Below are 16,212 nucleotides of genomic sequence, written 5' to 3' on the forward strand. Positions count from 1 at the left end.
CTTTAAAAAATTACAAATTTTCAGTTTACTTTATCTATTCAATAGCTTTCGGCCTTTCTCTTGAAAATGTTTGAATGCTTATTTGAAACGCAGATATTGAATAAAAGACTCACTTCCTGTTTCAATTTCAACAGATAGTCGTGTATTATCTTCTACTTTGAACAACATTCCCTGTTCCGAAAATGGTGTGATTTGCATTTGTACAGTAGTCCAAAAGTAGTTCTCCTTTATCCGAAAATCGTTAATTGAATGCGGGATTATTGTTTGATGTAACAGTCGTCCATTTTTATATATCTTCATTTTGTTTCCTTTGGTAATTTTTTGTCCAACGTATTCTAAATACAGCTCTATCTGTTTTCCATCTTTTTGGATTACGATTTCTCCAAGTTGAATTTTGGGAAGCTTAATCGACATACTTATAATGAAGATTACTATGAGAAAAATTAAAATAAATATGTTGCCAAATCGAATGATTATAGTAGGTGTTTTTCCTATAATATTTCGAGTCTTCTCACTTTTCAACTCTATATTTTCCATTGTGTATATTTTAATTTCCTAATTCTAATTGGTTTTTGATAAGTTGAAAGTAATATCCCTTACTTTCGATAAGTTTCTGATGAGTTCCTTGTTCACAAATTTCCCCGTTATTTAATACTATGATATTATCGGCATTGATAACAGTATTTAAACGATGGGCAACAATTAAAACAGTCCGATCTTTAATAAATGATTGTAATCGTTCTGTAATTCTTTTCTCGTTATCTGAATCCAAAGCATTAGTTGCCTCGTCTAAAAAAATATACTGTGGCATTTTATAAACTGCTCTTGCTATTAAGATTCGTTGCTTTTGTCCCTGACTTAATCCCCTTCCTTCGAGACCTATCATAGTATTGAGCTTTAGTGGCAGGCTGTTAATAAATTCCTCTAGGTTTGCAACTTCGATTGCATAGCGTAGGCGTTCTTTATCTACTTCATCATCTGAAATGGAGATATTTCGAGCAATCGTATCAGAAAATATAAACCCATCCTGCATTACGGCACCACATACTGCTCTCCAAGTATCCGTATCAATAATGTTTAAATCATCTGCACCCAAATATATAGAACCTTGGGAAGCTGGATAGTATTGTAACAATAGTTTAATAAGGGTAGTTTTTCCACTTCCGCTTGCTCCAACAATAGCTGTAGTACTACCTTTTTTTATATTTAAATTAATATTCTTCAATGTGGGGCGGGTTGAACCTATATAGCTGAAAGACACATCTTCAAGAATAATATTCTGTACATCAGAATTTATATGCCTAACTTGACGCCCATTGTTTTCGTTCACTTTGTTATAGACATCTGCAATCCTTTCCATACTTATCATAGTATCTTGCCTATTATAAACAAACTGAGCAATTTGCTCTATCGGTAAATTTAATGACCTATAATATACTGAACAGCAAGCATCGTCCCTAATGAGAGGTCACCACTAATAACCGCATAGGCAGATAAGAAAGTAATAATTACATTTTTACTTTCATTAATAAAAGTACTTCCTGCCATTTGTTGTTGGCGAATTTTCAATGAAATGATATTCAAGTCCAACAGTTTTGCTTGTACATCTTCCCATTCCCATCTTAGACGTTGCGAACATCCTTGTAACTTTACTTCTTGCATACCATGTATCAACTGATAAGTTTTGTTATCATTGATGGAGCGCTGTTCGAACAATTGGTAATCCAATATTTTCCTTCGTTTCATAAAAAGTAATAACCATAGAATGTATAAAATACTTCCGATTGTGAAAACTGAAAATATTGAAAAACTGAATGATAAGAGAATTCCTCCAAAAACCAGTAGGTTGATTACTGCATACAAGACCGTCAAAGATTGCTGTGTGATAAACTGTTCAAATCGTTTAAAATCGACGAACCTTTGTAAAATGTCTCCCGTAAGCTTTGTATCAAAAAAGCTCATAGGAAGTTTCATTAACTTTACCAGAAAATCCGAAAGCATGGATACGTTGATACGTGTGCCTATATGTAAAAGGAGCCAGTTTTGTATAAATTCTGCTACCATTTTACTTAACAACAGAACAAGTTGAGCTATGAGAATGACATTAATAAATGCAATATTTTTATTATAGATACCTATATCCACTATCGCCCTGGTTAAGAAAGGAAAAATAACTTGAATTAGACTTCCAATCAGCAGACCGATAAGCAATTGATAAAAATATTTTTTATATTTTAAGAAGTATGGCTTTAGAATACCGGATCCCACTGATTTCTTTTTACTTTTTACAGAGAACTGATCAACCCCTGATTTCTTTTCTATGACCAAAATCACCCCTTTATCCTCCTGACCCGAAACTGTACTACACCAGTTTTCTTTAAAGTCCTTTTCTTTATACTTCAATAATCCAATATCGGGATCAGCAATATAAAAGGTATAGCCTTGTTCGGATTTCTTGATTTTGTATAGTACTACGAAATGTTCTTGATTCCAATGAATAATTGCTGGTAAAGGCTGTTTCTCTATCAGTCTTTCTGTCGTAATTTTTCCACCAATAGTGGTGTACCCGTAGAAATCTAAAGTACGTGCAATGGCGGATAAAGACACTCCTTCTCTTGTCGGATTACATTCACTTTTAATCTCCGATAAATCGATGAATTGATTGTTGTATTCGGTGATCATTTTGATACAAGCCGCTCCGCAATCCATCACGTCATGCTGTATACATATTGGAAACTTTCTCATTTTGCAATTCTGTCAAGTTCGAGTTGGTTACTATCGCTTGGTTTAAATAAAGTCTTAAATTTATTGATATTGAATTTTGCGGTTAAACCAATCATTCGTGTATCTAAATTAAGTTTCTGTCCATATTCGACCAGTCCATATCGCGAAATAGTATTTGGATTGCCTTTTCGTAAAATGTCATTCCCGAATAATGCAAGATCAAGTTTCCCATCCAATAAAGTCACATTAACTGCTAATGTCAATCTATAGGTAGGGTCAAATAAAGTATTGACATAACCATATTTACTACTCATAGCAATGTTTCCGACAAAGAAAACATTGGGGTTTAATCTATATATGTTTGCACTAATCAATTGGTATTGCGTTTTGTTATTAGATGTCTGACTCCCTAAAAATTCATATTTTAGAAACGGAGCGGAAACATCAGCTGTTAAATTAGAAATGAGTTTACCGAACATTTTACTGTACGTAGCATTGAAATTAACTGAGTAGCTATTCGGAATGTTTATTGGTGTATTTACCCATATGTTTTTCTCCTCATCAAATGGAACAATAGTATATGCAATGAGATTGTTACGATATGAAAAACCTCCATTAACGACCAAACCATTATCTAATGTTGCTCCTAAAGAAAAATTATGGGAAATCGTCGGCTTAAGGATTGGATTTCCTTGCTCGTATAACGAAGAGCTCAGGTAGTTTACTATAGGATCTAAATCCTCAAAGTTTGGACGGCTTATTTTGCTATTGTAATTGAAATTAAGCTGAGTAGATTTAGAAACATCATAACTAACAGATAAAGAAGGAAATATATTGGATAACTTTCTCGGTTGGTCAAACACTGATCTATCATTATTGTAATATTTTCCGATATTCCATTCTCCCCGTAGTCCCACTTCAATGAAAATATTATCTAACTGTCTTGAAAACGTTCCATAAACGGCTGACGTTTGCTCATTCAGTTTTGAATTAGTAATGAAAGATAAATCTGTATCGGAATTATTGAAATCTGATAAAGCGTGGTTACGGATACCTGAATAGCGGATACCTAACATCATGTCATAATTATTGAATAATTTAGTACTGTATTCTGTTCTGACAGCATAGGTATTGAATGTAGAATTTCCTTTTAAGAAGCCTTTATTATAAAATTGCTCTGTTGGATTCTGTGATAATATATTTTCAGTTCCGTTATTCGACTGGTGGATGTAATCCGCATAAACCTTTATTTGGTTCAGAGAATCAATTTTCCACGAATGGTTCATCGAAAGAGCAGGGTAGTTTTTAGAGTTAATAGAGCTCCGGAATATATCTAAATAGCTAGGGTTAGATTCACTACGATTTTCAAAGCCAGACACATTTAGTTTCTTGTCTTCAATGTTCATGTTATATTGGAAATTCAACTGATTTTTGTCATTGAAAACTATTGAACTTGACAAGTTTAACGAGTGTTCTTTCTTTTTATCTATAGCATCCGAATAATAGCTGTTACTTATTTTGCTGTTGTTGATATTTATGTTTTGAAAATTTTCAACCTTATCGTGACTTTTTCCATCTCCAAACTTGTAGGAAATAAAATTTGAGAATTTTCCTAATTTATGATTTACATTTATGGTTTCGTTATGATTATATTGCCTTTTTACGCCACTTCGATGGATGAGCTGTAAAGACAATTGATCCTTTAATTGGTCTTTGGTTTCTATTAAAAGAACGCTATTATAAGATGCGTCATACTGTGATGACGGGTTGCGATCCAGTGTTATTTTCTTTATCCTATCTGGGCTTAGGTTCGCAATTTCCTCTATGTTCTTAACCTCTCTACCATTTAGTATAATTAATGGTTTACCACGACCTACAACAGATAGATCACTACCAGAAACAGTTAGACTGGGCATCAAAGAAATAACATCAAGAGTTGAGGCTAGTCTGCTCAATTCAGAGTCAGCAACATTCATACTAATACGTCCTTTGTTATTGTTTATTAACTTGCGACGAGCTGTAATTACAAGTTCATCCAAGACAACAACTTCTTCTTGTAGTAGAATATTATCGAGAACGTTATCCGCCTCTATGTTTATTTCTTTGTCATAATCCAGATAACCCAAATACTCAACTTTAAGCAGATATGTTCCTTTTTTGGATACAGATACTTTATAGCGCCCATTTTTATCAGTAATACCCCCCTCTAATACACTGCTAGACGGTATTGTGGCGAGTGATATCGTAGCATATTCAATAGATTCATTCTTTTCATTTAGGATTCTTCCAGATATGGTATATGATTCTTGCGCTTTTGATGTTTGGATAGTAAGAAAGGAAATCAATAAAAGTAATATGGTTCTCATTTCAATGGTAATTAGATTATTTTTGTAAAAAAGAAGCAACGGCGACAGCCGTTGCTTCAAACCTATTCAAGAATAGGTTTAGAATTCGTATTCAACTTCGTAAGTTGTTCCATCGGGTCTGGTAACCTTTACTTTGATTTTACCACCACCCATTACGTCATTTAATTCTGATGTTAACACATCTTGAGATAAAAATACATTGTTCATGCCTTTTAAGTTTTTAAATTAGATAATTTTTTATTAACTCCGTTGTCAATAAGTATCGAGGCACCTTCGTCCTAATGACAATACAAACATATTACCAGATTGATCGAACAGACATAATGGTAATATAATATCAACCTAAGAGGGTTGTTATACGCAGTCTCCAATAATAGCCCTATATTTATATGTGGGCTTAAATGGACTCTATATGAGTTTTTGTTATCTTTGTTAGCCATATATTTAAACTATGTATAAGAAAAAAATATTCAATAAAAATATACTTCAGTGGTTTACCTCCATTGCAATCATAGTAGTTTTAATCTTTCAGTGTTATTCGATGGTATCACAGTATGATTATTTATCAAAAACATTAAGTAGCTTATATGAGGAAGCACTTATTACTACTGTTGACAAATATCGGGCGATCCAGTTCAGTAAGTTGCCTAAAAAATCACAAGGTATTTCCCTAAAATATAATTTTGAGAATAAATCAGGATCTTCAATGGATTCTTTAATCAATACCGATGATTATGTACTCCAACTACGTACTGAATCTGAGGAAGAAAAGCTAACTCCTGATCAGGTATTGTATAAAATCAACAGCTACGCAATCGCTAATGCTCCTTTTGATATTACTGAATTGGATAGTATTATGTCTGAGGTCATGAAAGAAAAAGATATACTTTGTGACTATGATTTAATAGTCTATAGCTCGAAGGAAAGTAAAGAATTAGATGCTACAAACAGAAGTATATTTAATGAATCCTCATCTACCTATAGTACTTCTAAGAAGGAACTGGATATTACAAGAGATGTACAGATGTATTATGAAAACCCAGCTTCTATTATTTTCCAGAAAATGCTCTATTATCTTATGTTCTCTGCGATAGTTCTCATTGTGGTAATTTGGGCAGTTTATTATCAATGGCAGATTATTCAGAAACAGAAAATGATAGAAACTGTCAGACAGGATTTTGTGGATAGTATGACACATGAGCTCAGACATCCGTTACAGGGCGCCCTGTCTGTTGCTGAAGTCATGGAAAATCCTTCCTTTATGGAAAGTCCAGAACGCAGATCAAAAGCTATTTCCCGTATAAAGACGAATCTTGATAATATAGATCAGCTTCTGGAGTCTATTGTGATAAAATCTTATTCAGAAGAATTATGGTTTGAACCGCAGTTAGAAGTTGGCAATTTACATGATGTCATAAATGAAGTCATAACCTCTTTCGCATTAAATTATATAAAAAGAGTAGATTTTGTAACTTACTTCGACGAAAACTTGACAGATGTAATTTTTGACCCCATTCATCTTCCTAATGCGATTAAAAATCTGATAGATAATTCAATAAAATACTCAAAAGAGAAAGTTAGGATTGAAATTTCTGTTATTCTAAAGGAGAAATGGATTCATATAACGGTCGGCGATAATGGGCTGGGCGTTAAAGAAAAGGATCTTCCAAAGATATTCAAGAAATTTTATAAAATAGAACACTCAAAGAAAAATCACGGACTTGGGTTAGGTCTTAGCTATGTAGAATGGGTATGCAAAATGCACAAAGGAAATATAAATGTTGAGAGCAAATATAATGAAGGATCTAAATTTACTATATCTATACCATTTATCAATGAATAAGAAAATACTAATTGCCGAGAATAACTCAGATTTCTCGTATGTAGTTCAATGGCATTTTGAGCAAAAGGGATTCATTGTTCTCGAAACAAAGTCGGGACAGGAAGCTATTGAATTATTTGAGTCCGAAAGGCCAGATATTGTGCTGTTGGATATTAATCTGGATGATGAAGTTGATGGAAAAAAAGTTGCAAAAAAAATAAGAGATCAGGATAAATATACTCCAATCATTTTTATGAGCGGAGAAAGTAAATCTCCTGCTGATGTAGTTGAAGGGTTTGAAATCGGGTGTAATTTCTTCCTTAAAAAGCCTGTCGCAATGGAAGAAATCGAAGCTCATATCAACACAGCATTAAAATCTATGCCAAATCAAAAAGTTTTCAAATACGAAAAGTGCGATATCGTTCCAACTGAACGAGTAATCCGTTTCGGCAATAATCAACGAGAGTATTTATCAGATAAGGAGAGTAGAGTTTTAACTTTGTTGTGCGATTATATTTCAGTAACCGTAAGCTCGCTTAACATTCTTAAAAATGTCTGGAATGACGAATACATGGAAGAATCACTTCGAAATATTATAAGTTCTCTTCGCAAGAAACTCACGAATAAAGGGCTGAAAATTGAGACTGTAAAAAATAAAGGGTACCGTTTGGAAACAATATAAAATTTAAAAAAAAAGAAGAATGAAAGGATTACAATCCCCTTCCTTTCTTCTTTTTTTTCATACGCTTGGCAAACTGTTCTTCCTCGTTATCCTCGCCGTCTGCATCAGGTAGCAAACTGAATAATCCTAAATCAGAAATATCCGAATGCTCTTTTGAAAGAATTTCAAAAAGGTCTTTTGTCGGTAGGTTTTCTATGTCATTTGCTTTGGAGACAGAGCTGACCTGTATCTTTAATTCGGGTTTATTTCCATTGTTCCACCACTCGTTAAACACATTAGCAGATAGGTTTCTGTCTAACTGTGAGCCGTTCCAAACGCTACGGCTTTCGTAGTCAATAAAGGTCATACCGTAAATTCGTCCTTCATTGTTTCTGCGTGTAATAGTATTAATACCTTGTTCTGTAAGTTGCTTTTTAAAATCTGTTTCGTTACTTGTGGTATGTATGGCAAGCTCCACCGTATTTTTCAGAACAAACCTTACAGAGGTCGTTTTCATTTTCTCTTTGGACTGCTCAAAGTGTTTTTGCAGATGTGCAACGCCTGCATCTTTCCCGAAAAGTGATGCTTTGAACGGATTGCTTACCTTGTTTCCGTTCTCGTCCAATGCCACATAAACCAAACCGTTTATCCTCTGACCGTTCCGCTCGCCTTTGACTTCTTCTGCTGTGATGTTGAAAAGTGATAGTAAAGCATTGTAACTACCCATAGTAGAAAAGTTATAATACTTTGGTAGATACCGTACTACCGAAGCAATCTGACTTTTTATGTCGCCATTTTTATGATTTACAGGCTTGAAAACTTTATTGGCTTGTTTCTGCTCTTGTTCAGTTGCCTTTTTCATATTATATTTCTGTTCCAAATCCCGACAGATTGCCATTGAGCGTGGATGGTCGTAATCATCGGGTATTTTCTTTCCGTCAATACCTACACAAGTCGAAACAATGTGTATATGCGTTCGGTCAATATCCGTATGCTTGAAAACAATATAGGGCTGATTACCGTAACCCATACGCTCCATATACTCCTGTGCCATTTCGGTAAACTGTTCATCGCTGACTTTATCTGAAGGATCTGGATTCAACGAAATATGCCGTACCGTCTTTTCCGTTTTGATATTTGCCGACAGGTACGGCTCAAAACACTTATTAAAATAGGCTACAGAATACCTGCCGTCGACCGTGTCGGGTATCTTGTTCAGTAATAAAACCGCTCCGTTTTCCGTTTCCACTTTCTGCTGATTGTACAAAATAGCTCCGTACATATTGCTTCCCTTTCCGATTTTTGCAATCATTTTTCTACTCTTTATTTAGATATTTTTTCTCAAATTCCTCGGTAAGAATTAAAACCTTTAGCAATAATTCTTTCATTTCTTTGCTATCCTTTTCTAATTTATAGAGGTATGCAGATGCTTTTTTATCCGAAAAATTGGTATTCAAGAGCTTTACAACCTGATTGTAATTTGTTGCTATTCCTCTGAACTGTCCGAAAAATTTGGTCAATCCTGCGTGGTATTCTATCGCATCCATATCAATTTTTACGGTCTTTACCGTCTTTTGAAAGATACAAGCCGTAATAAAATGTGCTGTAATCTTCATTCCCGACTGGTCAAAAAAGGCAAGAAACTTGGCGTTATCCTCATCATTGAGGTTGAAGGAATACCGATGTACCGCAGGGTCAATCTTCGGTTTTCTTCCTGTCTTTTTAATCTGATTTCTGTTTTTCTCTTCCATAATAATCCATTTTAATTTTTAAACAAACGGGCGACTTCGGAGCCGTTTCCAGCCCCCTGCAAGGGCAAGTGCTTTTGAGGTGCCGAAATTCATTTCGAGTACCTTAAAAGATAACTTGCTCTGAACAGGAGTTCAGAAAATCCGTTTTGCAAACGGATTGGAGTTAGCAGGGAAAACCCATCGCTTCCATTACAAATTTCGGCAAGACTATTTGAATAACAGTGGTTTATAACCACGACAATGAACGCCAAATGCTACCTCTGAGTGCCACCCTAACGTAGATTGGGACTGCTTTTACTTCCTTTGCATATAGTTAGCTGGCTGATTGGTTATATCCTTAATTAAATAACTAATCAACATCAATCCCGATAGCAAATCAGCGTGACTGATAGCAGGCTAATTGCAGTTTTTTTGGTTAGTGGAACGGCTAATTAAGCGTATGCAAGTGCATCGGCAGATATGTTGTTACATAGGTGCAACAGTACATACAGCTGACTGTTTAACTAACTAAACAGCTAATTGTAGATAACATTAAAAAGTAGCGATATGATACACGAAGAAAACAAAAATCAAAAACCCGAGACGGAAGATTTTTCTATTGAAAATTTCCTAACCGATGAAAGGAAACAACCTTTGACGGAACAACAAGCAGTAACACATCGGGAAGATTTTGCCAAACCCAAAGTAGATGAGGAAGCCATCATGCGTGTAATGGCAGGCGAAGAACCCGAGGAAACAGCAACGGAACAAACCAAACCGTCAGCGAACAGCACGAAAAAAAGTACCTCCAAGCCAAAGAAGCTGACCAAAGAGGACTACTGCGGACAGTTCTTTAAAATTCCTACCACAACGGCAAGCAAGGGCAAATCGGTCTATGTACGGCAGGAGCACCACGATACATTCAGCAGGCTTACAAGCATTATGGGTATGGACAAACTGACTATCTATGCGTATCTCGACAACATTATCGAATACCACTTTCAGGAGTTCGGAGAATTGATTAGCGAAATCTATAACGAAAAACACAAACCGTTGTTCTGATAACGGTTTTGTAGGCAAAGAGCAATATAATCTTTTGGATATTCCTCGCTGATTGTGCCAATGAACGCCAAACAGTGCCACTGACTACCGCTTTGGGCAAAGGCTTCGGTTTCGGGATTAAATTCCCGAAAAACGAAAATTATGTTGCACAAAGAAACAGTCAGCAGTGAGATGTGGGAACTTCTCCAAAAGCTGATGAAAGATGAAATGCTGAAAGATTATTTTTTAGTGGGCGGAACTGCTCTCGCTTTGCGATTGGGACATCGATTAAGTATTGATATTGACCTGTTCAGTAGGAAAACATTTGACCAGAACGCAATGTTTAAATATCTTGAAAAAACGTATGGAGCCGAATTGGTGGAAGAAGGTCTTTTCAATAATACGGTTTTGAGTTTTATAGGCAATATAAAAGTTGATATTATAACTCACAATTATCCGCTGGTGGCTCCTGTGGAAATTAATGACGGGGTCAGAATGGTATCAAATTATGACATCGGTGCAATGAAACTCCATGCAATTCATCAGACAGGTGACAGGTATAAAGATTTTGTGGATATGGCATTCTTACTTGAGCATGCTCCATTAAAAAATTATCTGGACAGTTATCACCAGAAGTATAACCAAGATCCTTATTGGGCATGTGTCGGTCTAAAAACCTATGATAGACTTGAATCTCTTAAGGGTGTTGGTATATTAAAGGGGAAAGAAAAAACCTTTAACGAGGTAAAAGCTATTCTGGAACAAGCCCTAAAAATCCCTTTGCAAAGAGTTGAATTACTGAAACAAAAAGACATACCAAAAATGACTAAAAAACCCAGATTTAGAAGGTAATCATATTGAAAATCAGTATATTTGTATATCTGTAAATAATCGTAATGACATGGGGGAAATTATAGTAAAGAGACCAGATCTGCACCCTAAATTCTTTTGGGATTTCAGGTATGATGAAATTGAATGGGAAGCCTATAAAATGGTTATAGCCCGTATCATAGAACGTGGTGGTCAGGAAGAAATTGATGAGCTTGTCCGATATTATGGCTACAATAAAGTATTTAAGGCTATCCGTGACGAAATTTACTTCTTGCCTAATTATGCAATTGATAAGGCTCTGAAATTTTTTCCAGAACTCAAAAAGGAAGAAATGTACTGTTATCTGAACCGTAAGGATAAACCTTACCATTGGATATAAATCCACAATTTTCAAACGATGGGGTTAAATAATGACAGAGACATTCCAAATCTTGACCGAGTATTTTTTTGGGATTTCGACATCGAAGCAATGAACTTTAAGAAAGCCTACAAGACTATTATAGCCCGTATCATAGAACGTGGCGGTCAAAATGAAATTGACGAGCTTGTCCGATATTATGGTCACAGCAAAGTAATCACGGTTATCCGTGACGAAATTTACTTCTTGCCCAATTATGCAATTGATAGGGCATTGAGGTTCTTCCCAGAACTCAAAAAGGAAGAAATGTACTGCTACCTGAACCGTAAGGACAAGCCTTACCATTGGATATAAATTACAATATTAAAATCTTATAGAGGGATAGGTTGAGAAATCAGCCTATTTTTTTTGTTATCCAACAGCTTAATAGTTCCGTTCAAAAGACACAATAAATATCCTGCTTATCTGATTATGGTTCTTGGTCTAGCCCCCCCCTCTAAAAAATTGTTTCCAAAACAAAAAAAAAGAAAAAAAAGAAAGCCATTTTAATAAGGCGGACAGGTGGAAAAACCAAAAGGAAACGGAATAAGTCCCGAAGGGTGGCGGGCAACACAGCAATTCGGCGAAGCCACCTTATTTGCCCTGCCATTATGCCGTAAGCTTTTGGTTGGGTGGTGCGGTGGCTGTCCGCCTTATCTTTGCTACCTTTTTATTCTTTTTAATCCATTCCAATCAAAGAAAGGATACTAAAAACACGTATGGGCTAAGGATTGGGTGTTTTTGGTATGCTTTCCTTTATCCGTACAAAACTCTTTAAATGTGTGGAGATTTGCGAGGGAAATTTACAGTGTTTTGAGGATTATTTTGCCTTTTATATTGTACCAACACAAGCCAAAGACTGCCACATAATGCCAAATGAAAACAACGCATATCCCTGTGTTTTATATTGGGCAAAATTTTGAACCTATGGCACAAAAAGCAACCACCGACAAAGAGCAATCTGAGAAAAAAAAGAATACATCTTTTATGCAGCTCGATAAACACAGCGACCCGATTTCCAATTTCATCGCCAACTTTAAACGTCAGTTCAGGGAAGCAAAAGGCTTAATAGATTGGCGAAAGCTGTTCAGAGGGAAACGTGCAGAGCAACAAAAACAACCAGCCGAACCTGAAAGCATCATTGGTGCTACAAAAACGGTTATCCGTTCGGATTTTAAAAACGATGAGAAAAGTCAGACCATCCAGACCAATAAGAAGCTTGATTTAAAAATGGACAATGCAATCAAACCACAACAAGTTCGCCCAAAAAGCAATAAACCAAAATTGGGATTATAGTCAAGTATTTGGCATCTGTACGCCAAATACCGCCATTGAAAGCAACATTACAATGACCTATGTGAATAGCTTCTATTTTCGAGGTTTAAATGATGCAGATATGGAAATAACGGTTTTAGACATTCAGATTTTGAAAGCATTGCACAGGGAAGTAAAGGAGGTTTCCGTATTGATTAAGGAAATGACTGCACCCTACAAAGCACTGCAACAGGCAACGAAATGGCTCGACCATCAGGAAGCCTGCCAACTGCTGAACATCAGCAAACGGACATTGCAGACATACAGGGCAAAAGGCATTCTTGGGGCAACGCAAATCAATCGGAAAACGTATTTCAGATTATCCGAAGTGGAATTACTTATGCAGGGAGAGCGAACATTAAAAAAGCAAAAGAAATGAAACAGATTGGAAATTCAAACGAGGATATGCTTGTCTTGCTCGAAGCTGTGGTAGGCATCAAAAATGAACTGCTGTATATCAGGGAATATTTCCACCCATTACTAAAAGGGGAAATTTACCTTTCAGGCGAACAGGTTTGCGAAATGCTTCACGTCAGCAAACGAACGTTGCAACAGTACAGGGATGACGGACTGATACCGTTTATCAAGCTCGAACGGAAAATCCTTTTCCGTGAAAGCGATATTATCAGGGTATTGGAAGATAACTACCAGCGTTAGCCGATTGTCTGAAACTGAAACTGTATCGGTCAATTAAAGAAACAGCCCACTGCATAAGCGGTGGGCTGTGGTGTTTTTAAGGAATTGTGATATAATGTTACAGGCTTGCAACAAAAGACTGCTCCAATCCTTTAAATTTATGTGATACCTTTCGCATATCCTTGCCAACTTTCTCGTTAAGTATCTTGGCGTAAATCTGTGTGGTGGCAATGTTTTTATGCCCTAACATTTTGCTCAAACTCTCCAACGGAACACCCTCACTCAAAAATAGGGTGGCAAACGTATGGCGTGCCAAATGAAAGGTTACTTTCTTTGCTTTAAGGCAGTCAATCAGTTGGGATATTACCTTTAGTCTATCATTACAGGAACTGTTAGATGGTACAGGAAATACCTTTCCATCCTTTGCCAATCCTGCATACTTTTCGATAATCATTTTCGGAATATCCAACAGCATCACGTTTGATGATGTAGCCGTTTTTTTTCTTCGAACGATAATCCACTCGTTACCATCAAAGAAATCCTGAATATTACTGTTTTTAAGTCCTTTCATATCTGAATAGGAAAGCCCTGTAAAACAACTGAAAACAAAGAGGTCTTTTATTAATTCATCTTTCTTTTTCTCACAGTTGAACATTACAAGCTGTTCCAACTCGTTCCGTAACAGATAACCACGGTCTTTGTCTTTTTTGGTGTTCTTATACTCGCTGAACGGATTAAAGGCAAGATGCTTTCTGTTCATTGCTAATCGGCAAAGCGTGGTAAATCCAATCATATACAGCCAAATAGTGTTGTGTGTCAAACTTTGGTCGTCACGCAGGTAATAATCAAAGTCCTGCACAAAATCAGGTGTAAGGTCATTAAATGATAAGTCAGAGTAACCGTATTTTGTAAGTGCAAAATTTCGAAGATGTTTCAAAAGTATTTTGTATTTACTGCGTGTACCATTTACCCGAAGTCCGCTGTTTACTTTTTTCTCATAGTCAGAAAGGAACTGTTCGTAAAATTTGAAAAAGGTCAGTTCTCCGCTTTCCATACCTAGGAAAGCATTTTTGAGTTTAGCACTGTTTACCGCTCCCTCATTCTTTAGGATTTTGGAATAGCATTCCTCGATACCCAAACGGATTTTATCAAGTTTGCCGTTTACTTCCTGGGCTTCTCGGCTTTTACCCAAAACCCTGCCGTACTTCAAATCCCAATTTGTTGCGGAAATATCCAACTTGGTACTGAATGCAGACTGCTTACCGTTTACGGTAATCCTGCACATAACCGTAACCTTTCCGTTTTTCTTCGGGGCGTTCTTTTTAAGGTAGAACAATACCTTAAATGTTGATTTTTTTGTCGTTTCCATACTCACAATTCTTAATGATAAAATTAAACCTATGTGAGCTACGGAACAATATGAAGAACTGTGCAAAAAGCTGAAATACAGTATTTTAAAAGGTTATTTCCAATATTTAAAAGTAACGTTTTAGTAACCTTACTTTTGCCAAACCTCGCTTTTTACTGCTTTTTACCTCATTACCAAAAATCATAAAACGGCTGTAAAGCCTTTATTTACAACCGTTTTGCCTGTTATTAATCTTTGATGTATTTTTACTGAAAATTTATTTTATAAACTTTTACTATCTTCATGCTTTAAAATAATTACATACCATACAACTTTTATATCTGATGAGAAAAATCGCACTACTTTTCCTATTGTATGTACTTACGGCTACAGTAGGCTATGCACAAGTGACGTCTCAAACTTTATACACAAAAAATGGAAAAGAAACCAAAGAATTAGATAAAGCATATTACGCTAAAATCATAATGTTACCGAACCAAAATAGTAAAGATACGCTAGTTGAAGAATTCTATATAGCAAATAACAAATTAAAATTACAAGGAACAGTAACAAACCTATCTGGTTCAAAATTCAAAGGAAAGAAATATGAACTCTTTGAAAATGGTAATCTAAAATCAGAGCTGATGTACTCAAACCATTCTCAACAGATTGATACCGCATTCTATTACCATGAAAACGGAAAAATAAAATCAATACTGTATTACCCTTTCTCAGTAGACACAAAAGGAAAATATAAAATCGAAACCCCTCTCTATTTAATCTATGCCGATTCAACGGGTAAAATTCTGTTAAAAGACGGATATGGCTTCGCAGTTTCAGATGACACCTATACCTACGAGGAGGGAAATTATGTAAACCACAAAAAAGAAGGCGAATGGAAAGGGCACTTTAGTGGAAAGCGATACACCTTTACAGAAACTTTCAAAGAAGATAAACTTATTTCGGGCATTACAACAGATTCAGTAGGTCATAAAACACCATATGATTCGATCAATGGCTCTAATCCTCCGAACTATCCTGGTGGAATTTCAAAATTGATGCAATTCATCGGTCAAAATTATAATTATCCAACACCAGCATTACATGCTGGTATAAATGGCGTTGTAGAAATCCAATTCATTGTTGATAAAAGTGGTGAACCAAGAGATTTTAAAATAAAGAGAGATCTCGGTTATGGAACAGGAGAAGCAGCACTACGAGTGGCAAAAAAAATGAAGAAATGGGAACCTGGACACATAAGAGGTATAGCAGTAAATGTAAGTTACTTTTTACCCATTCGATTAAGTACATCCCGATAAAAAAGAGCCTGTTCTTTTCAGAA

At 35.8% G+C, this 16,212-nt stretch carries 18 protein-coding genes; 10 read left to right on the plus strand and 8 right to left on the minus strand.

The annotated features are described in order from the left end of the window. Window positions 1-78: 78 nt before the first annotated feature. From KO02_RS22965 to KO02_RS24265, 5 genes are all read right to left on the minus strand, one after another. Window positions 79-537, minus strand: a complete 459-nt coding sequence (locus KO02_RS22965; RefSeq protein WP_051960042.1) for a hypothetical protein — start codon at window positions 535-537, stop codon at window positions 79-81. Window positions 538-547: 10 nt separating this feature from the next. Beyond that, the gene (locus KO02_RS24020) at window positions 548-1,369 is read right to left on the minus strand and encodes an ATP-binding cassette domain-containing protein (protein WP_200878566.1); all 822 of its coding nucleotides are present in this window, start codon (window positions 1,367-1,369) and stop codon (window positions 548-550) included. A 50-nt stretch (window positions 1,370-1,419) separates the two neighbouring features. Beyond that, window positions 1,420-2,745, minus strand: a complete 1,326-nt coding sequence (locus KO02_RS24025; RefSeq protein ID WP_200878567.1) for an ABC transporter transmembrane domain-containing protein — start codon at window positions 2,743-2,745, stop codon at window positions 1,420-1,422. Next, the gene (locus KO02_RS18465; RefSeq protein WP_038700687.1) at window positions 2,742-5,090 is read right to left on the minus strand and encodes a TonB-dependent receptor domain-containing protein; all 2,349 of its coding nucleotides are present in this window, start codon (window positions 5,088-5,090) and stop codon (window positions 2,742-2,744) included. The genes KO02_RS24025 and KO02_RS18465 overlap by 4 nt, the downstream gene beginning before the upstream one ends. Window positions 5,091-5,168: 78 nt before the next feature. Then, window positions 5,169-5,297, minus strand: coding sequence for a hypothetical protein (locus tag KO02_RS24265; RefSeq protein ID WP_262506673.1), 129 nt, complete (start codon window positions 5,295-5,297; stop codon window positions 5,169-5,171). A 334-nt stretch (window positions 5,298-5,631) separates the two neighbouring features. On the opposite strand from KO02_RS24265, the gene KO02_RS18470 reads away from it, so the two are divergent. Both KO02_RS18470 and KO02_RS18475 read left to right on the plus strand, forming a co-directional pair. Beyond that, window positions 5,632-6,933: a sensor histidine kinase gene (locus tag KO02_RS18470; RefSeq protein WP_158500313.1), complete on the plus strand. Its 1,302-nt coding sequence runs from the start codon at window positions 5,632-5,634 to the stop codon at window positions 6,931-6,933. After that, window positions 6,926-7,594, plus strand: a complete 669-nt coding sequence (locus KO02_RS18475; protein ID WP_038700691.1) for a response regulator transcription factor — start codon at window positions 6,926-6,928, stop codon at window positions 7,592-7,594. The genes KO02_RS18470 and KO02_RS18475 overlap by 8 nt, the downstream gene beginning before the upstream one ends. Before the next feature lie 28 nt (window positions 7,595-7,622). On the opposite strand, the gene mobB is transcribed toward KO02_RS18475, so the two are convergent. Both mobB and mobA read right to left on the minus strand, forming a co-directional pair. Beyond that, a complete protein-coding gene (gene mobB / locus KO02_RS18480) occupies window positions 7,623-8,885 on the minus strand; it encodes a conjugal transfer protein MobB (protein ID WP_038700693.1) in 1,263 nt (420 codons plus the stop codon). A 4-nt stretch (window positions 8,886-8,889) separates the two neighbouring features. After that, entirely contained in the window at window positions 8,890-9,324 is a 435-nt protein-coding gene (gene mobA, locus KO02_RS18485) for a conjugal transfer protein MobA (RefSeq protein WP_038700695.1), read from the minus strand. Window positions 9,325-9,870: 546 nt separating this feature from the next. On the opposite strand from mobA, the gene KO02_RS18490 reads away from it, so the two are divergent. From KO02_RS18490 to KO02_RS18520, 7 genes are all read left to right on the plus strand, one after another. Then, complete coding sequence (locus KO02_RS18490) at window positions 9,871-10,365, plus strand: DUF3408 domain-containing protein (RefSeq protein ID WP_038700697.1); 495 nt, start codon at window positions 9,871-9,873, stop codon at window positions 10,363-10,365. Between the two features lie 141 nt (window positions 10,366-10,506). Next, complete coding sequence (locus KO02_RS18495) at window positions 10,507-11,196, plus strand: nucleotidyl transferase AbiEii/AbiGii toxin family protein (RefSeq protein WP_038700699.1); 690 nt, start codon at window positions 10,507-10,509, stop codon at window positions 11,194-11,196. A 49-nt stretch (window positions 11,197-11,245) separates the two neighbouring features. Further along, window positions 11,246-11,554 (plus strand): DUF6922 domain-containing protein, encoded by a 309-nt coding sequence (locus KO02_RS18500; RefSeq protein ID WP_051960043.1) that lies wholly within the window; start codon window positions 11,246-11,248, stop codon window positions 11,552-11,554. An 18-nt stretch (window positions 11,555-11,572) separates the two neighbouring features. After that, window positions 11,573-11,887: a DUF6922 domain-containing protein gene (locus KO02_RS18505; protein WP_051960045.1), complete on the plus strand. Its 315-nt coding sequence runs from the start codon at window positions 11,573-11,575 to the stop codon at window positions 11,885-11,887. A 612-nt stretch (window positions 11,888-12,499) separates the two neighbouring features. Further along, complete coding sequence (locus KO02_RS18510) at window positions 12,500-12,868, plus strand: hypothetical protein (protein WP_235212287.1); 369 nt, start codon at window positions 12,500-12,502, stop codon at window positions 12,866-12,868. Further along, entirely contained in the window at window positions 12,810-13,265 is a 456-nt protein-coding gene (locus KO02_RS18515; RefSeq protein ID WP_235212288.1) for a helix-turn-helix domain-containing protein, read from the plus strand. The genes KO02_RS18510 and KO02_RS18515 overlap by 59 nt, the downstream gene beginning before the upstream one ends. After that, on the plus strand, window positions 13,262-13,543 hold the full coding sequence (locus tag KO02_RS18520) for a helix-turn-helix domain-containing protein (RefSeq protein ID WP_038700703.1): 282 nt from the start codon (window positions 13,262-13,264) through the stop codon (window positions 13,541-13,543). Before KO02_RS18515 ends, KO02_RS18520 begins: the two co-directional genes overlap by 4 nt. 97 nt (window positions 13,544-13,640) lie before the next feature. On the opposite strand, the gene KO02_RS18525 is transcribed toward KO02_RS18520, so the two are convergent. Beyond that, a complete protein-coding gene (locus KO02_RS18525) occupies window positions 13,641-14,891 on the minus strand; it encodes a site-specific integrase (RefSeq protein ID WP_038700705.1) in 1,251 nt (416 codons plus the stop codon). 323 nt (window positions 14,892-15,214) lie between these two features. Between KO02_RS18525 and KO02_RS22970 the strand changes: the two genes are divergently transcribed. Next, the gene (locus KO02_RS22970) at window positions 15,215-16,189 is read left to right on the plus strand and encodes an energy transducer TonB (protein ID WP_051960047.1); all 975 of its coding nucleotides are present in this window, start codon (window positions 15,215-15,217) and stop codon (window positions 16,187-16,189) included. Window positions 16,190-16,212 lie beyond the last annotated feature (23 nt).

The sequence above is a fragment of the Sphingobacterium sp. ML3W genome (assembly GCF_000747525.1).
GTDB lineage: Bacteria > Bacteroidota > Bacteroidia > Sphingobacteriales > Sphingobacteriaceae > Sphingobacterium.